We start from the raw sequence: 17,612 nt of genomic DNA, 5'->3' as shown, positions 1-17,612 counted from the left end.
TTGGGGCAGGGGCTATGGTTGTCCCAAATACCGCCAGCTGGGGGTGGGACAACTTGAAAGGCGGTAAGAAATACCCCAGCCGTCTAAACTTGTGCGGTTATGCACAGTTTAGATGACCAGGCGTGGCTTATGCTTAAGGAATACAGGACCATTACCGAAGTGGTTGGCCCCTTGATGCTGGTGGAACACGTGGAGGGGGCAAAATATAACGAGCTGGTGGAGATCGAGCAGGCCAATGGCGAGATTCGTAGGGGCCGCGTCCTTGAGGTGGATGGAGATAGAGCACTGGTTCAGCTCTTTGAGGGCTCTCACGGCTTGAGGATTGCCGATAGCAAGGCGCGCTTTTTGGGCAGGAGCATAGAGCTGGGCGTATCTAGGGATATGCTGGGACGCGTATTTGATGGAATGGGAAGGCCTATAGATGGAGGTCCCGAGATTATTCCCAAAAAGCGCATGGACATAAACGGTGAACCTATCAACCCGGCAGCTCGCGACTATCCTTCCGAGTTCATCCAAACGGGAATTTCAGCTATCGACGGTCTTAATACTCTGGTGCGCGGGCAAAAGCTGCCCATTTTCTCGGGGGCGGGGTTGCCCCATGCCCAGCTGGCTGCACAGATTGCCCGTCAGGCCTGTGTGCTAGGCAGCGATACCAACTTTGCTGTAGTGTTTGCTGCCATAGGTATAACCTTTGAAGAGGCCGACTTCTTCGTATCGGATTTTCGAAGGACCGGTGCCATCGAACGGGCGGTGTTATTCATGAACCTGGCCGATGACCCGGCCATTGAGCGCATCTCCACTCCCCGTATGGCATTGACGGCTGCCGAATATCTGGCCTTTGAAGAGGATATGCATGTGTTGGTCATACTCACCGATATTACCAACTACGCCGAGGCGTTGAGGGAGATATCGGCGGCCCGCAAAGAGGTACCCGGTCGTCGCGGTTATCCGGGCTACATGTATACCGACCTGGCCACAATGTACGAGAGAGCGGGGAGGATAAAGGGTAAAAAGGGTTCTATCACGCAGATCCCCATACTCACCATGCCAGAGGATGACAAGACGCATCCCATTCCCGACCTAACGGGTTATATCACAGAGGGGCAGATAATACTGAGCAGGGAGCTTTACCGGAAGGGCGTAAATCCGCCCATTGATGTTTTGCCATCCCTGTCCCGTCTGAAGGATAAAGGTATAGGTGAGGGTAAAACTCGGGAGGACCATGCCGATACCATGAACCAGCTGTTTGCAGCCTATGCCCGGGGTAAGGAAGCCAAGGAGCTAGCGGTGGTGCTGGGCGAAGCGGCTCTCTCGGATATAGATAAGCTGTACGCCAAATTTGCCGACGAATTTGAGAGGCGGTATGTATCCCAGGGCTTTGAGACCAACCGCTCGATTGAGGAGACGCTCAATCTGGGGTGGGAGCTGTTGTCAATACTGCCCAGAAGCGAGCTTAAGCGTATTCGCGATGAGTACATCGATAAATATTTTCCCGGAGACAAAGGGGATGAATAGTTTATGGCTGTAATGAGGGTTAACCCCACGCGCATGGAGCTTATCCGCCTGAAGAATAGGCTCCAGGTGGCTGTAAGGGGGCACAAGCTGCTTAAAGACAAGCGTGATGAGATGATGCGCAGGTTTATAGACTTGATAAAGCGAAATAAGGAGTTGCGGGAGCGCGTGGAGCAAAAATTAACCCTGGCGTTTAAGGATTTTTTGATGGCGCGGGCTGTTATGTCATCTGAAGTGCTGGAAGAGGCCATAATGTTTCCCACCCGTAGGGTGGAGATAAAGCCTTCAATTGGGAACATCATGGGGGTGACCGTTCCGGTCATTGAGTACAAGGAAGTGACCGACCGGGAGCTTTCTCCTTACCCTTATAGCTTTGCGGCCACTTCGGCCGAGCTGGATGGCGCTATTGCCGCCTTTTCTGATATCCTCCCTCTTATGGTGGAGCTGGCTCAGATAGAAAAGACGTGTCAGATGCTGGCCGATGAAATTGAAAAGACCCGTCGCAGGGTAAATGCCCTGGAATACGTTGTGATACCTCAGCTTAAAGAGACCATACGTTATATTACCATGAAGCTGGATGAAAACGAGCGCGGAAACCGTACCAGGCTGATGAAGGTAAAGGATATGCTGGAGAAAAAGGATGCAACCATATAACGAAATAATTGATTTTTGCAAACTGTAAATTATGGGATGATAAGTTTCCCCACTTGAAGCTTGTTGCCCAAGTTATCGAGGGTTGTTGTACTAATATTAGGTTTATATAACCAATATAAATTTTTGTTAGCGAGGTAATACGATCATGATTAAGGCACTTATATTTTTTATTTTGACTTATGTATTGTTGCTTTTGTTCCCCAGGTTTAGAGCCTACATTGCTCTGGCTTCCGCTGCGCTTTTTGTGGCTTTAGGGATCCTGCCTGCTCAAAAAGTATTTTCATCCGTTGACTGGAATGTCATTATGATGATTGCGGGTACCATGGGGGTTGTCTACTTTTTTATTGAATCCAAGATGCCCTCACTGCTTGCTGATGACATCATTGAAAAGGTGCCCGATGTTAAATGGGCTATCATATCTTTGGCGCTGTTTGCCGGGATCATATCCGCGTTTGAATGTCGCCACTGTTTTGATGGTTGCGCCCGTAGCCTTGACTATATCAAAAAAGCTAAAAATTTCTCCGGTTCCCAGCATCATTTCTATAGCCATATCCTCCAATCTTCAGGGAGCTGCCACTCTGGTGGGGGATACGACTTCGATCCTTTTGGGAAGCTATGCAAACCTTGATTTTCTGGATTTCTTCTTTTACAGGGGAAAAGCGGGGATGTTCTGGATTGTGCAGGCCGGCGCGCTGGCCTCTACATTGGTCCTGTTGTATGTTTTCAGGAAGGAGAATCAGAGGATTAGCGTAAAGGACAAAACCATAGTCGAAGACTATTTCCCGACGGTTCTTTTGGTTGGCATGGTGTTCTATTCTGGCTTCTTTCATACCTAACAAGCCCAGCATCACCAATGGCATTATTTGTGTTGGTGCGTTTGTCATCGGTGTGATCAGACAAGCCGTTAAGACTAGGGATACAAAGGTCTTTTTAAAGACGCTAAAGGAAATTGATTATTTTACACTCCTTTTGCTAGGCGGGTTGTTCATTGTGATTGCAGGCATAACGGAAGCGGGGGTTGTGGATGAAATTAGCAAAATTTTTGTTAAGATGAGCAACAACAACCTTTTTGTTGTCTATACCCTGATCGTGTGGGCCTCGGTGTTCTTCTCGGCATTTATTGACAATATTCCTTACACAGCTACCATGCTTCCTGTAGCGTCTGGCATAGCGAATATTTTAGGTATCGATCCTGTAATTCTCTATTTTGGTTTGCTTTCAGGAGCAACCCTGGGAGGAAATATTACGCCTATAGGTGCTTCCGCAAACATCGCGGGCATTGGAATACTGCGCAAAGAGGGCTACGAGGTGCGCACAAGCGAATTCATGAAAATCAGCGTTCCGTTTACCTTGGCAGCCGTTACAACAGGGTATGTGTTGATTTGGCTTATCTGGAGTTGAAAGAGAATATCTACAAAATACTGTGGAAAAGTCTTTAGGGGATGAAAGCGGGAGGAGTGTATGGCTCATAAATTCGAATCAATAAATAAAAACAAGCTTGATAATGAATGCAGAAAACAGAACATTCCTCCCAATCCCTAAATGAGTTTTACTATATGACAGTACTGCTGGCAAAGGTTACGGGAACAAGCCCTAGAGCAACACAAGCGATTCGGGATTTCAACGCGCAGGGAACACAGGAATTGCTTGAATGCAAGCTCAAGTTTAAGTCTGGTACAGAGATGCCGACAAGATATCTGACAAAATTAATTATAAGCGTATAGTCTTATTTTGAAGGATAATCTTGCCTGCGCAATGTGACAGACAAGATTTTTTTATGCAAAGGGGGATGAGTATAAGTATAACTAAAGTCGTAAATAATGGATGATTGTGTAAATAGGGATGCCACAATTCAGCTGCATAAAAGAGCACCTAAATAAAAATAAGGAGAGATGTTATATTATGGCAAAAAGTCAACAAGTAATAGGATATCTTCCAGATGAACATCCACCAATATGGAAACTGCTACTTTACGCAATACAACAGGTTATTGTAATGTTTCCTGCAACAGTAGCCGTTGCAATTATCACAGGTTTCCACATTTCAACAACTATCTTTGCAAGTGGTCTTGCGACTATCTGCTTTATTATTGTTACAGGAAGAAAAATTCCGCTTTATTATGGGTCAAGCTTTTCCTATGTTGCTGCAATTGGCAGCCTGATGAGCTCCGAGGCACTTGCGGGGTACGCTCTCAACGAAAAAATAGCGGTAGCTCAATTTGGCATCATCATGTCCGGGCTTGTGTCAATAGCAGCAGGGCTTATCGTTAAACGCTTTGGGAGGGATTCCTTGGAAAGGATTCTTCCGGCATCGGTTACAGGTCCTATTGCTATGGTAATCGGACTTACACTTGCAGGAACCGCTTTAAATGATGCGGCGTCCATTGCAATTGATACTGCAGGAACGATTGCTGTTCCAGAATCACAGGTAGCATTTGCAAAGAATATGGCTTGGATTGTTTCGCTCGTCACATTGATTTCAACCATCTTGTTCTCAGTGTATTTGAAAGGGTTTATGGGACAGATTCCACTTCTTCTTGGTCCAATTCTAGGGTGTATTACAGCATTTATTATCAAACTTGCAACAGGCATTGATCTTTTTAAAGTTTTGCCTGAGACGGCAAACACCGAAATTTTTGCGCTTCCGATATTCACGTTCCCAAAAGCGTCATGGATGGCAGTTGCAGCCATTATGCCCATAGCAATTGCGACCATTCCCGAATCAACAGCACATGTATACCAGCTCGACCTTTATGTAAATGATTTGGCAAACAAAAAGGGTACAGGCAAGAAATATAATATTGCGGACAAGCTGGGGCTTAACTTAATTGGTGACGGTATTGGCGATATCGTTGCCGGGTTTATTGGAGGCCCTGCTGGTACAAACTACGGAGAAAACATAAGCGCAATGGCAATCACGAAAGTGTTTTCCATATCGGTTCTTATTGCCGCTTCGATAATAGCTATGATTATTGCCTGCTTCACACCGCTTATAAATGCCATTTATTCAATTCCAACCGCAGTGATAGGAGGCATGGAAGTTTACTTGTTTGGTGCAATAGCCGCTCAAGGTATTGCCATTATGGTTGAGAAAAGGGTTGACCTGTTTAGCGCTAAAAATATAGCGATTATTGCAACCATCATGGTTATCGGCCTTGGAGGACAATACGCATTTGGAGGGAATATCCCGTTCTTTGGTATAGAAGTTCCAAGTGTTGCGGGTGCAGCGATATTCGGAATCCTTCTTAACCTTGTATTGAACATAGACCAAAAGAAAAGAAGCACTGCTTAAGAATCTATATAATATAATCTTGAGTAAGAGTTGTCTATTTGACAACTCTTTTTTATTGTGTATTCTAGAGAATTGCCTTCGATTCGTAATATGAGCTGTGTATAAAAAGTTAACTGATGGTTGAAACTTTTATAGAAAAAGGCGGGGTTGCCGGAGTTACAAACATCACACAGCGTCTTAGAGAAAATGCTATGAAAGGTCATTGCCGAAGCCGAATGCAAACGTTTAACACAGGTCCATAAAACAGCAACAGGAATTAAGTCTTCCAAAGCGGATAACGTTCCAAGCAAAAAAGGTCTTCAAACAGATGCCAAGGCCATTGTATTCTCTCTTGCTGTCAATGGTGTGGCATAGCTGCCGCTTTGATAACTGAGTGGCGCAAAAAATTAATCGGGAGGAAACGAGTACATGAGTAAGCACGTTATTGAGGATGCAAAGCGCTGTCTTCAATGTAAGTCTCCCATGTGCAGCAAAGGGTGCCCCATTGATACGCCAATTCGGGACGCAATTCATTTGCTGCTGGAAAGCAAAATTCCGGAGACAGTCAGTAACAAAGCCTGTTTACTTTGCTGATAACGGCAAAAGATACCAGTAGTGAGTTTGCCATTTCTAAGCCTGGAACTTTTAATGTAATGGTGCCAACTCGTGTTAGTAAATCTCTTGAATAATAACCATTGCGATAATTTTGCCTTTCTTGAGTTGTTTCATATAATTCAGCTTTGATTTGCTCAGTAACTTGAGCTTGTAGCATTTGATTTAATTATGGATTCTAAAAGTTTAGCCATCACTTCGTCTTTAGCTCTTTATTTTATTGAATGTTTGCGAGTAAAATAATAATTATTGAAGTATTTGCCCAATAGTTTCCATAGTTATGGGATCAGCTCGAAAATTCAATAATATTTAGTGACAATCATGTTTGTAACTGCACTGCAGTCTTCATTATTATAATATATTCAATACATTAATCTGGGGGAGAGGTGTGTTAATTGTCGTTTATTCGTTTTGAAGACGTAACCAAGGTTTATACCATGGGCGAAGTGGAAGTAAAGGCTCTCGACGGTATTTCTTTTGATATCGAACAAGGCGAATTTGTAACAATTGTGGGGCCAAGCGGTGCCGGTAAAACAACGGTGCTGAATATCTTGGGGGGTATGGATACCTGCGACAGCGGTAAGGTTTTTGTTGATGGAGCCGAGATTAGTGCATATAATAGCAAACAGCGCGTTGCATATCGCCGCTATGATATCGGGTTTGTGTTTCAATTTTATAATTTGGTGCCAAATTTAACGGCGCTGGAAAATGTGGAACTGGCAGCCCAGCTGTCCAAAAATCCTCTGGATCCAAAAAAAGTTTTGGAGGATGTTGGGCTTAGCCACCGAATGAATAATTTTCCTGCACAATTATCGGGTGGCGAACAGCAGCGTGTGGCTATTGCCCGCGCAATTGTGAAAAATCCTAAACTTCTGCTTTGCGATGAACCCACGGGCGCGCTGGATGACAATACGGGCAGACAGGTGCTGGAACTCCTTTATAATACTTGCCGCCACAGGGGTACAACGGTAATTGTGGTTACTCATAATCAGGCGATAACACCAATGGCTGATCGAATTATAACCATACGAAATGGCAAGGTGAAATCTTCAGTTAAAAATGAGAATCCTATTCCCGTGGAAAGGATTGAGTGGTAATGACGCGTGCCTTTTTGAAGAATATAAATCGCCAAATTCTAAACAATCCACGCCATTTTCTTGCCATTTTTTCCATTGTTGCACTCGGTGTAGCGTTTTTTTCAGGTGTACGTGCGGCATGCCCTGACATGCGACTAACGCTGGATAAATATTTTGATGATTATAATGCTTATGATATTCGCGTAATATCCACTTATGGGTTTGAGGATGAGGACATCGACGCTATAAAACGGGTAGATGGGGTACAGGCAGTTATGCCCGTATATTTCTTTGATGGATTTATTGTAGAGCAGGATGTTTCGCATCTAGTGTCCTTTCAATCGCTGGATTTGGATGCCCTTGAATCTAAAAGCCTTATAAATCGACCGGTTCTTATCGAGGGACGTTTCCCGGTGAAGGAAAATGAAGTGCTGATGGATGAAGCCCTGCGAAACAATTATGGGTATAAAATAGGCGATACCATTGAAATCTCAGCACCAGAAGGTGAAAATATAAGTGATTATGTGTCGCGAACTACCTTTACTGTTGCAGGGTTTGTGCGTTCGGTAGAGTACATTTCATATGAGCGGGGTAGCAGCAGCAAAGGCGATGGAATAATAAGGGGTTTTGTATATCTTCCCAAAAGTGTGTACACCATGCCGGTGTATACCGGTGTATATATAGTAGTCGATAAGCAAAATTTATCCCGTTTTTCTGATGAGTATAAGGACCTAATTGAAGATATTAAACAACGTATACAGGCGGTAGGCGATGAGCGTAATCCCATTCGTTATAAAAGATTGGTAGAAGAAGCCACTTCGAAATTACAAGATGCTAAACTGGAAGTTGAAAAGGCAGAGCAAGACTTGGCAAAAGCGAAGCAGGAACTGCAGGAGGCGGAGAAAAAATTAAGAGAAGGTGAGAAAGAACTTCAGAATAAAGAAAAGGAATTTTGGCAAAAAATAAAAGTCTCCGAACAAGAATTAAGGAAAGCAAAAAAGGATTTGGATGCAGCATATGATGAGCTTTTGCAAAATCAACAAAGATTGCAAAGTAAAGAGCAAGAGCTGGCTTATGCAAAGGAACAATTGGAGCAATTTCAGCTGCAATTACAGGAAAGCAATGCAGCTCTTAGTGCTTTGCAGGCCCAGATTGAGGAACTGACTAAACAGCTGACCTCATTACCTGCGGATAGCCAGGAGGCTTTGCAATTGCAAGCCCAGATCGCTTCCTTACAAGCTGCTTATGAGCAAAACGCAGCGCAGTATGAGCAGGCACGTCAGCAGTATGATGCACAGTATGAAATGCTAAAGGCTGCAGAACAGGAACTCAATGCGGGAAAGGCAGCCTTAGATCAAGGCTTTTCGGAGTACAATAGCAAGCTGAAAGAATATGAGGCAAAATACAGAGAGTTTGTACGGTTCAAAAAAGAAGGAGAAAGGCAGCTGCTTGAAGCCAAGGCTAACCTGGAGAAAATGCGACAAAAATACCAGGAGAGCCTTGCAGCCTATGAAGATGGATACAATGAGGCAGTAGCGAAAATAGAAGATGCCCGTGCAAAAATTGAGGAGGGTGAAAAGGAGCTGAGCTCTCTCTCACAACCTGAATGGTACATACTGGACTTGAGTATGAACAGCGGGTTTTCGGGGTATGAACAGGATACCCAGCGCGTTGGGGCTATTGGGAATGTATTTCCGCTTATTTTCTTCCTGGTAGCAGCTCTTGTCAGCCTTACCAACATGACGAGAATGGTGGAGGATGATCGTTCTACAATTGGGGTACTCAAGGCACTGGGTTACAGCAATATGTCTATTGCGTCAAAGTATATGATATATTCTGGCCTTGCAGCAACAGGAGGTATTTTCTTCGGGTGGGCTGTAGGTAAAGAGCTGTTTCCTAAAGTCATTGCCGAAGCGTACGGCATTATTTACACCGTACCCGATGTTCTTACTCCTTTGCAATGGGATAGTGCCCTGCTGGCTGGAATTGGAGCGTTTATCAGTGCGGTGGTTCCGGCATTTATGGTTTGTCAAAAGGAATTATTAGGTCCTCCCGCAGCAATTATGCGGCCACGTGCTCCCCAGATCGGTAAGCGCATCTTGCTGGAACGGGTGCCATTTATTTGGAAGCGGTTAGATTTTTCCCGTAAGGTAACCTACCGTAATCTCTTCCGCTATAAAAAACGTTTATTTATGACAGTACTTGGTATAGCGGGTTGTACAGCCCTCGTATTTACAGGATTTGGATTGAAAAATTCCATAGGCTCAATGGTACCCATTCAGTTTGAAGAAATTCAAAAATATGATATGACATTGATGCTGGACACTAAAGCCGATGCTGCTTCAATTGAGCGGCTATTTGACCTGTTGGATGAGAATGAAGATGTCAAGGCTACTATGCGGTGTTACAGTACTACCATCGATGTGACAGCAAATGCAAAAACAGAAAAGGCTATGCTGCTTGTACCGCAGGACATGGATACATTTAATAATTTTGTTTCATTACGCCATCGGCAATCGGGCCAGCCCCTTGAACTTTCAGATGAAGGCGTTGTTATTACTGAAAAGCTCGGCAAAATACTGGGTGTTACAGAAGGCAGTATTATTCGGATACAGGGTTCCGATAACCGAGTTGTGGAGGTGGTGGTATCGGGCATTGCTGAAAACTATATTTACCATTATGTATATTTGACGCCTTCACTGTATCAACGTCTGTACCGGCAAGCTCCATCTGTCAATACTGTGTTTGGCCAGCTTTACGATACAAGTGAGGAAGCGCAAAATGCTTTGTCGGAATCCATTTTGCAAACCGGTGCTGTACTTTCCATATCGTTTATTCGAGAGGGAAGGGAAAAATTTAACGATATGATTGGCGCACTGGATATTGTTGTAGTGGTTCTTATAGTATCTGCAGCAGCTCTGGCATTTGTGGTGCTGTTTAGCCTTACAAATATTAATGTTGATGAACGAAGGAGAGAGCTGGCTACACTCAAAGTTCTGGGCTTTAACGATTTTGAAACAACTATGTATTTGTACCGGGAAAACCTGATTTTGACAGTTTTTGGCATTGGCGTGGGCTTAATTCTTGGCGTATATTTGCTGTTCTTTGTTCTTGATACAGTCGAAGTGGATGTCGTGATGTTTTCAAGACGTATCCATTGGATGGTGTATTTGGTTTCGGCGCTGCTTACACTAGTATTTGCCCTAATCGTGAATTTGCTGACGGTACGCATCATTCGCAAAATTGACATGGTGGAATCGCTAAAAAGCGTTGAGTAACTGATGAACTTGATACCGGATTTCAGCGATATTTTTGTCTTTGCTGTTGCTTTCTGTAATGCTGGGGTAGCTGAAATCTGAAGTAGGCTCTAACGTGTTATGGATATACTATAATCATAAATTTGTTGAACGCTCTATTAGTTTATTCGATATTCGGCTCTGGTATGTCGTTTATTCCGGCATGCCTTTTATTTGTTTTTGCTCATCATACCCCAAATACATCAAATTTTGTTTAGCCATAGTGATAACCTCTCTGTACGTTTGGTTTGGATATCTATATTGAGTTGATTGTTTGTTGAGTTAAGCCAATATAATGTGTAAAAAGGGATTTTAAATATACAAGGCGCATTAAAATGCCCCCGAAAACAGATAATATCCTGTATATAAAACCCTGCAAATGGCAATAATCAAAGCGTAGCAGTTGTTTAACACGAGTTTATCGAGAGGGTGCAGGGTATAGTGGGTTGTAAGAAGGTATTGCTTGCAGTGATGATAATGTGTTTAACTTTGCTTCCCGTTGGTATGCAGGGATGGGCTATTCAGGAACCATTTCAGGAGCTTATTTCCATAGAGCAGGTACTGGATTTTCTCGGATGCAACACAGAGTATTTAAATGTAAACGGATGGTGCGTGCTCAACGAGAACTACATGTCCATCATTGATTTAAAGTCACTGGCAAGCAAAGCAGCTGAATTTTTTGGCCTTGAAAAAGGGTATGATCTCTTTTCCAGCCAGGGCAATGGTATAAGGCAGGTTAGCATAAGGGGTGTTAATAAGGGCGGACAGGTAATTTCAATAGTGTGCCAGAGCATTCAAACCTTAGCTGATAAGAACCAGGGACATGAAAGCTATATAGTTGTGGACATAGTGGACAGTACCCAGAAGGTTAATAGCAGGGCGGTTAAGGCTTTGTTAAAAGGGTTTTTTGACACAATAGGGGTGAATCCCACTATCACAGTGACGCTGGTGGGAAGCTTTAAAGGACAGATTGAGCCCAGCAATATGCAAAGCATCTGCAGCAGCATGTTGGGATACCTTAAGGCTAGGGCGATAGAGGGCTTACATGAGGAAGGACTTGTGAGCATCAGCGGTTATTCCCCAGCGTTGGGCGAAGGGATTGTATCAGGGGGCAGGCCGGTCAACCTTCAGGTGGCAATGCGCTACAACTCCTACAAAGACAGAACGTATATTTGGGTAGGGACGCCGATTATAAGCATTGAGTACTGAAGATTGGCTTTTGGGTTCTAAAACCCCTGTTCTCCATCATAGAATGATATTATTGATTGAGGTTTTGGATGGAGAGTGGGGGAGAGGATGAAATGGTGGATCAATTTGTTGCTGGCAATCGTCATAATTGTAGTGATCATTCCCGCGTTGACTGTACAGGATTTTTCCCTGTTTGGGTTTAAGGATAAGAGGTCTTCATCTGAAATGAATGGACAGCCGAATGATGAGATTGATATTACAAGCAAAAGCAAAGAGGGCGTCGATGAGCCTGAAATAGCGATGTATGACCATGCCACCGAAAGTGTAATCAGGATGCCTCTGGAGGAATATATTATAGGTGTGGTGGCGGCCGAGATGCCGGCCTCCTTTGAGCTGGAGGCATTAAAGGCCCAAGCTGTTGCCGCCAGAACTTTTGCTGTAAGAAAGATGCGCGCCTTTGGCGGCAACGGATGTTCGAGCCACCCACAGGCCGATGTATGCAGCTTGTACAGTCACTGCCAGGCATGGATCTCCGATGAGCAGCAGAAGAAGAACTGGGGCAGCGATTATGCCGCCAACCATGAAAAAATAGTCAGGGCGGTGGAAGAGACCAGGGGCTACATAATGACATATGATGGTGCTCCTATCGAGGTGTTTTTTCATTCTACCAGCAACGGCAAAACCGAGGATGCCGGCGAAGTTTTCTCACATTCACTGCCCTATTATACTGTGGTGGACAGCCCTGGGGAGGAGACCAGCCCCAAATACAAGCAAACCTTTACCTTTTCCAATGAACAATTTGTGAAGATCTTCAAGAGTAGATATCCCCGCAGCAATTTAAGTGCCAAAAACCTGTCCTCTCAGATAAGGGTAAAGAGCTATACAAAAAGCGGCAGGGTTGCAGAGCTGATAGTAGGGGGTATTACCGTAAAGGGGACTGACTTTCGCTACCTCTATGGCCTTAATTCCACCGATTTTAAGTTTAAGTTTGAGGGCGATAGGGTTATCATTGAGACGACAGGATACGGTCATGGGGTAGGCATGAGCCAGGTGGGGGCCAACTATATGGCACAGCAGGGACACACTTATGTGGAAATATTGAAGCATTACTACAAGGGAGTGGAGATAGAAAAATACAGGTAAAATTCATATATCTGTATTTTTTTTTATTTTTTGGATAGAATTCTAAGAGGAGGTGATTTAAATGGGTTTTGCTAAGTATAAAGAGAAGGTGAAGAATGCGTTTAACAGGCAGGCGTTTAAGGACTTTTGGAACAGACAGGGTTTTTATGTCATCCTGTTCATATGCGTTTGCGCAATAGGCGCTACCGCGTTTTGGACATCCATGGATAGGAATGAGGTGCAGATGCAAGAAGAAGCCGAGGACGATATGGTCGGCCAGGAGCCAAGTCAGGATGAGCCCCCTGAGGAGCCGGTACAACAAGCAGATGCCAGCGATAAAGCGGATAAGGTGGATATAAAGATAAAAGATGTAGTGGCGGATGAAAAGACCCAGGGAGCGCAGGAACAAGTGGTATCCAAATCCCAGGGTGGCAAGGTTGACCATGCCGACGATAAATCGAAAGCTACAGCAGACAAGCCAATTGCTGTGAGCGCTGCAAAAACCGAGCCGAAGGTTTTACAGACCAGCGCAACAGTACAATCCCAAAAATCCTCTAAAGTTTTGATGCAAAAGCCTGCAGATGGAAAAATCATAGTGGATTTTGCCCTGGACCATTTACAGTATTCGAGAACGCTTAAAGAGTGGACAACTCATCCTGGAATCGATATTGAAAGCCCGCTGGGCAGCCAGGTCAGGGCGGCGCTGGACGGAGTGGTGGAATCCATAGAAGAGGATTCTCTGATGGGGATCATAATTACCATTGACCATGGAAACGGGCTGAAAACGCGGTATGCCAATCTCTCCACTAAAGACATGGTTAGGCCCAGTCAGCAGGTGAAAAAAGGCCAGGTCATAAGCGGAGTGGGCAGAACGGCAATAAGCGAGATACTGGATCCCCCTCATGTCCACTTTGAGGTATTAAAGGACGGGAAAAATGTCGATCCCAAGAACTACTTAGAGTAAAGAGCTCCGTAAACTATTTTACGGGGCTCTTTTTTTATCTTTTTTCTTCTATATGAATTCTTCTCTGCATAATTATTTTATAAACACAGATTTGTGGATTTTATGGCAATTTTTAATAGTTAAAAGGAATTGCGGTGAGGGGGGTCTTGGACTTGAAGGATTATATTGAGGAAAGGGTTCTTGAAATAGCCAATTATATGATTCAATCCAAAGCTACCGTCAGAGAGGTGGCCAAAGTTTTTAAGGTAAGTAAAAGCACGGTACACAAAGATGTTTCAGAACGCCTTCCCAAAATCAATCCCATCCTGTGGGAAGAAGTAAAAAAGGTGCTAGAGCACAACAAGGCGGAACGGCATATAAGAGGAGGCAAGGCTACCCGCTTAAAGTACAAAAAGATGAAAGGACAAAATTAAAAAACCAAAAAATAAAGAGGATTTTTGGAAAAAAAGTAGAATATTTTAATGTAAGTTTTGGGTTTGGTAAAAACAAATGATTTTTAAACAAACCAAAGAAAGGATAGATGTGCGTGTTCATGTTTAAAGATATAGGTATTGACTTGGGGACAGCCAGCGTTTTGGTTTACATAAAAGGAAAAGGAATTGTGCTCAGGGAGCCATCTGTGGTTGCCATTGATAAGAATACCAAGAGGATACTGGCGGTGGGCGAAGAGGCTCGAAGGATGATAGGTAGGACCCCCGGAAACATAGTGGCTATTCGACCGTTACGGGATGGGGTCATATCCGATTACGAAGTTACAGAGAAGATGCTTCGGTATTTTTTACGAAAGGTGTGCGGGCACCCGCTGATCTTTAAGCCTCGTGTGATGATATGCGTCCCCAGTGGAGCTACCGAGGTGGAGAAAAGAGCCGTATTGGATGCCGCTTATGAGGCGGGTGCCAGGCGTACATATCTTATAGAAGAACCCATTGCCGCCGCCATCGGAGCGGGAATCGACATAAGCAAGCCTTGCGGCAATATGGTGGTGGATATAGGCGGCGGTACCACCAACATTGCTGTTATATCCCTCGGTGGCATTGTGGTATCGGATTCCATAAAGGTGGCAGGAGACAAGTTCGATGAAGCCATAATACGATATATGCGTAAGAAGTACAATCTCCTCATAGGTGAGAGGACGGCTGAGGATATGAAGATAAACATAGGCGCAGCCGTTCCACGGCCGGATAGCCCTTCCATGGTTGTAACTGGGAGAAACTTAATTTCAGGATTGCCCAAGTCGGTGACGGTTACTTCCAATGAGATGGTGGAGGCTTTGGAAGAGCCGCTACAGGCCATTGTGGAGGCTGTGCACGCCATGCTGGAAAAGACGCCTCCCGAGCTGGCATCGGATATACACGAGCGCGGTATTATCATGGTAGGCGGTGGCGCCCTGCTTTATGGGATGGATCAGCTTTTGTATAAATATACTCAGATTCCCGTCCATGTGATGGAGGATGCCGTGTCCTGCGTTGCCCTTGGGACAGGCAGGGCTCTGGAATCCCTTGACGTTTATGGGCCCATGGCGGTCATGGAACATTCCCGAGGGGCGGCCTATCAGGGATGATTGTTTGAGTTGGCCCTGGAGTTGTTATATAATCTGTATTTTGTTGCTAAAGTGGATTTCGATTTGTGACGATATTATCATATAAAGAGTGAATTTTACACGAGAGTAACATGTTATGGGATGGTGTTAACGATGGTGAGAGGCTTATATGCTGCAGCTACTGGAATGATAAACCAGATGAGAAGGCTGGATAATGTCGCCAACAACATCGCCAATGTAAATACCCGCGGGTTTAAAAGGGATCAAGTGGTAAGCCGTGTGTTTGATGAGGAACTGCTGTTAAGGCTGGATAAAGGACAGGCTCCTTTGAACAGGCGCATAGGGACCATCAATCACGGGGTGTATGTCGATAGGGTTGTAACCTCGTTTGAGCAGGGCAGCCTGCAGGAGACCGGCGAAAATACCCATGTGGCCATCAAAGGGGAAGGATTCTTTGTCATTCTTACAGAAGATGGGGAGAGGTACACGCGCGACGGAGGGTTTGTGTTGGACAATCAGGGGCGTCTGGTGACGGTTGATGGATGGCCAGTGGCCGGCGAGATGGGGCCCATATTTGTGGGGACGCAGGATTTCGTCATCGATTCTGAGGGAAATGTGACGGTGAACGGGGTGTATGTTGATCGGCTGAGGCTGGTGAATTTTCAAGACCTGCAGGCCTTGAGAAAAGTGGGGCACAACCTTTATATAAATCCTGATCCCGAAAACAATCCGGTGATAGAGTTTGAAGGGGAAGTCGTCCAGGGTTTTGTAGAGGGCTCTAACGTGGATGTGGTGCGGGAGACAGTGGACATGATAACGGCTCTTCGAAATTATGAATCCAACCAAAAGGTCATCAAGATGATAGATGGCGTGCTGTCCAAGACGGTAAACGAGCTAGGGCGAGTGTAAAAGGAGGTAGTGCTCATGATTCGTGCGCTATACAGCTCGGCTTCGGCCATGGTGGCCCAGCAGCAAAACCTGGATATCATATCCAATAACATCGCGAATATAAACACTGTGGCATACAAGAAAGTAAGGCCGGCTTTTCAGGATGCATTGTATTCGGCCATGGACGCAAGAAGGGCGCCTGAGCCGGTAAACCTGCAAGTAGGGAATGGGGTGAGGGTGGCGGCCACCCAGCGCCATTTCCGCCATGGGAGGTTGCAGGAGACTGGCCGTACTCTGGACTTTGCTATCGATGGGGAAGGCTTTTTTGTATTGCTGCGCCCCGATGGGACACTGTGTTACACAAGGGATGGAAGCTTTCAAATCTCGACCGAACAGGTGGGCGGAGTGATGGTCAATCGTCTGGTTACGCCTCAAGGAGAGTACGTCTTGGATATAAATGGTCAGCCCATGGAGGTGTACAATGGCCAGGAGGTACCAGTGGATCGCTTTAACATAGCTGTCTTCCCCAATCCCGAGGGGCTGGAAGCCATAGGGTATAACCGCTTTGTGGAGACCGAGGCCAGCGGCCCGGCTATGAATGGGTATCCAGCCGTCGTGAGGCAGGGGTTTCTGGAGCTGTCAAACGTTGATCTGGCAGAGGAGATGGCGCAGCTAATATTGGCTCAAAGGGCATATCAGCTCAGTTCAAGGGTTTTGCAGTCGGCCGATGAGATGGAGCGTTTGGCCAATAATTTGAGGGAATAAAATGAATTTAATGTTTGAAATATATAATGAGGAATTGAAAAATGAATGGTGGTATATCGATAAACGTGATGTTCACAATCCATATTTAAGTAGGATTTGGACGCTTGATAAATGCTGATGTTTGAAGGGAGGAGGAAGGTGTCCGCTTCCCATTCCGTAGAGGGGAGTGGGCTTTTGCGTTGATGCGCTATGAAGGTAGAAGAAATAATGGAATGTATCCCGCATCGCTATCCTTTCTTGCTGATAGACCGCATTATCGAGTTTGAGCCGGGCAAGAGAGCAGTGGGAATAAAAAACGTTACTATAAACGAATGGTTTTTCCAGGGCCATTTCCCGGGGATGCCCATTATGCCAGGTGTTTTGATACTGGAGGCGCTGGCACAGCTGGGTGCAGTGGTGGTCCTTTATAGCGAACAGAATAGAGGTAAGATACCTGTTTTCGCAGGGGTGGACAAGCTGCGCTTTCGCAGACAGGTTGTCCCCGGTGACCAGCTGCGCCTTGAGGCCGAGATCAGCAAGGTAAAGAGCTCAATGGGCAAAGGAGTGGTAAGGGCTTTGGTAGATGGCGAGGTGGCGGTAGAAGGCGAGGTCATGTTTGCCCTGGTTGATAAAAAGGGCGATTGAACTACTGGCGATATCCTTTCGATATCCTGGTGATGATATACACTAAAAAACGAGGGGACAATAAAAAGAGCGTCTGGGTCGAGCGCTTTGCATATCGAGCC

At 45.2% G+C, this 17,612-nt stretch carries 14 protein-coding genes and 2 pseudogenes; 15 read left to right on the top strand and 1 reads right to left on the bottom strand.

The window, feature by feature from the left end; genetic code table 11:
• Positions 1 to 129 precede the first annotated feature (129 nt).
• From BM241_RS09025 to BM241_RS09005, 5 genes and pseudogenes are all read left to right on the top strand, one after another.
• Entirely contained in the window at positions 130 to 1,515 is a 1,386-nt protein-coding gene (locus tag BM241_RS09025) for a V-type ATP synthase subunit B (RefSeq protein WP_092282571.1), read from the top strand.
• Between the two features lie 3 nt (positions 1,516 to 1,518).
• Positions 1,519 to 2,166: a V-type ATP synthase subunit D gene (locus BM241_RS09020; protein ID WP_025748168.1), complete on the top strand. Its 648-nt coding sequence runs from the start codon at positions 1,519 to 1,521 to the stop codon at positions 2,164 to 2,166.
• 145 nt (positions 2,167 to 2,311) lie between these two features.
• Positions 2,312 to 3,567, top strand: a pseudogene (locus BM241_RS13195) (SLC13 family permease).
• 501 nt (positions 3,568 to 4,068) lie between these two features.
• Positions 4,069 to 5,457, top strand: a complete 1,389-nt coding sequence (locus BM241_RS09010) for a uracil-xanthine permease family protein (protein ID WP_092282570.1) — start codon at positions 4,069 to 4,071, stop codon at positions 5,455 to 5,457.
• Between the two features lie 408 nt (positions 5,458 to 5,865).
• The gene (locus tag BM241_RS09005; RefSeq protein WP_084054714.1) at positions 5,866 to 6,030 is read left to right on the top strand and encodes a hypothetical protein; all 165 of its coding nucleotides are present in this window, start codon (positions 5,866 to 5,868) and stop codon (positions 6,028 to 6,030) included.
• Here BM241_RS09005 and BM241_RS13190 read toward each other — a convergent pair.
• Positions 5,979 to 6,254: pseudogene (locus tag BM241_RS13190) on the bottom strand (transposase); the annotation flags it as partial. The gene BM241_RS09005 and the pseudogene BM241_RS13190 overlap by 52 nt on opposite strands.
• A gap of 231 nt (positions 6,255 to 6,485) precedes the next feature.
• Here BM241_RS13190 and BM241_RS08995 point away from each other — a divergent pair.
• From BM241_RS08995 to fabZ, 10 genes are all read left to right on the top strand, one after another.
• Positions 6,486 to 7,145 carry an ABC transporter ATP-binding protein gene (locus BM241_RS08995; protein ID WP_051456389.1) on the top strand — a complete coding sequence of 220 codons (660 nt, stop codon included), beginning with the start codon at positions 6,486 to 6,488 and terminating at the stop codon, positions 7,143 to 7,145.
• Positions 7,145 to 10,402 carry an FtsX-like permease family protein gene (locus tag BM241_RS08990; protein WP_092282569.1) on the top strand — a complete coding sequence of 1,086 codons (3,258 nt, stop codon included), beginning with the start codon at positions 7,145 to 7,147 and terminating at the stop codon, positions 10,400 to 10,402. Before BM241_RS08995 ends, BM241_RS08990 begins: the two co-directional genes overlap by 1 nt.
• Before the next feature lie 459 nt (positions 10,403 to 10,861).
• On the top strand, positions 10,862 to 11,629 hold the full coding sequence (locus BM241_RS08985) for a YwmB family TATA-box binding protein (protein ID WP_025748164.1): 768 nt from the start codon (positions 10,862 to 10,864) through the stop codon (positions 11,627 to 11,629).
• An 87-nt stretch (positions 11,630 to 11,716) separates the two neighbouring features.
• Complete coding sequence (spoIID, locus tag BM241_RS08980) at positions 11,717 to 12,751, top strand: stage II sporulation protein D (RefSeq protein ID WP_092282568.1); 1,035 nt, start codon at positions 11,717 to 11,719, stop codon at positions 12,749 to 12,751.
• 61 nt (positions 12,752 to 12,812) lie between these two features.
• On the top strand, positions 12,813 to 13,694 hold the full coding sequence (locus BM241_RS08975; RefSeq protein ID WP_025748162.1) for a M23 family metallopeptidase: 882 nt from the start codon (positions 12,813 to 12,815) through the stop codon (positions 13,692 to 13,694).
• 152 nt (positions 13,695 to 13,846) lie between these two features.
• Entirely contained in the window at positions 13,847 to 14,107 is a 261-nt protein-coding gene (spoIIID, locus tag BM241_RS08970; RefSeq protein WP_025748161.1) for a sporulation transcriptional regulator SpoIIID, read from the top strand.
• A gap of 119 nt (positions 14,108 to 14,226) precedes the next feature.
• Positions 14,227 to 15,255, top strand: coding sequence for a rod shape-determining protein (mreB, locus tag BM241_RS08965; protein ID WP_092282573.1), 1,029 nt, complete (start codon positions 14,227 to 14,229; stop codon positions 15,253 to 15,255).
• A 132-nt stretch (positions 15,256 to 15,387) separates the two neighbouring features.
• Positions 15,388 to 16,143: a flagellar basal-body rod protein FlgF gene (flgF, locus tag BM241_RS08960; RefSeq protein WP_025748159.1), complete on the top strand. Its 756-nt coding sequence runs from the start codon at positions 15,388 to 15,390 to the stop codon at positions 16,141 to 16,143.
• A gap of 15 nt (positions 16,144 to 16,158) precedes the next feature.
• Positions 16,159 to 16,887: a flagellar hook-basal body protein gene (locus BM241_RS08955; RefSeq protein ID WP_025748158.1), complete on the top strand. Its 729-nt coding sequence runs from the start codon at positions 16,159 to 16,161 to the stop codon at positions 16,885 to 16,887.
• A 189-nt stretch (positions 16,888 to 17,076) separates the two neighbouring features.
• A complete protein-coding gene (gene fabZ, locus BM241_RS08950; RefSeq protein WP_025748157.1) occupies positions 17,077 to 17,511 on the top strand; it encodes a 3-hydroxyacyl-ACP dehydratase FabZ in 435 nt (144 codons plus the stop codon).
• The last annotated feature ends 101 nt before the right edge of the window (positions 17,512 to 17,612 follow it).

The organism is Caldicoprobacter faecalis (assembly GCF_900115765.1).
Lineage (GTDB): Bacteria > Bacillota > Clostridia > Caldicoprobacterales > Caldicoprobacteraceae > Caldicoprobacter > Caldicoprobacter oshimai.
The sequence above is the reverse complement of the archived record's forward strand: the minus strand, read 5'-3'. Positions and strand labels throughout refer to the sequence as shown.

Excerpts from the sequence above, each read along its gene's own strand:
- BM241_RS08955 (WP_025748158.1), top strand. The coding sequence starts at position 16,159 with ATGATTCGTGCGCTATACAGCTCGGCTTCGGCCATGGTGGCCCAGCAG.
- BM241_RS08975 (WP_025748162.1), top strand. The coding sequence starts at position 12,813 with ATGGGTTTTGCTAAGTATAAAGAGAAGGTGAAGAATGCGTTTAACAGG.
- BM241_RS09010 (WP_092282570.1), top strand. The coding sequence starts at position 4,069 with ATGGCAAAAAGTCAACAAGTAATAGGATATCTTCCAGATGAACATCCA.
- BM241_RS08990 (WP_092282569.1), top strand. The coding sequence starts at position 7,145 with ATGACGCGTGCCTTTTTGAAGAATATAAATCGCCAAATTCTAAACAAT.
- BM241_RS09025 (WP_092282571.1), top strand. The coding sequence starts at position 130 with ATGCTTAAGGAATACAGGACCATTACCGAAGTGGTTGGCCCCTTGATG.
- fabZ (WP_025748157.1), top strand. The coding sequence starts at position 17,077 with ATGAAGGTAGAAGAAATAATGGAATGTATCCCGCATCGCTATCCTTTC.
- flgF (WP_025748159.1), top strand. The coding sequence starts at position 15,388 with ATGGTGAGAGGCTTATATGCTGCAGCTACTGGAATGATAAACCAGATG.
- spoIID (WP_092282568.1), top strand. The coding sequence starts at position 11,717 with ATGAAATGGTGGATCAATTTGTTGCTGGCAATCGTCATAATTGTAGTG.
- BM241_RS09005 (WP_084054714.1), top strand. The coding sequence starts at position 5,866 with ATGAGTAAGCACGTTATTGAGGATGCAAAGCGCTGTCTTCAATGTAAG.
- mreB (WP_092282573.1), top strand. The coding sequence starts at position 14,227 with ATGTTTAAAGATATAGGTATTGACTTGGGGACAGCCAGCGTTTTGGTT.
- BM241_RS09020 (WP_025748168.1), top strand. The coding sequence starts at position 1,519 with ATGGCTGTAATGAGGGTTAACCCCACGCGCATGGAGCTTATCCGCCTG.
- BM241_RS08995 (WP_051456389.1), top strand. The coding sequence starts at position 6,486 with ATGGGCGAAGTGGAAGTAAAGGCTCTCGACGGTATTTCTTTTGATATC.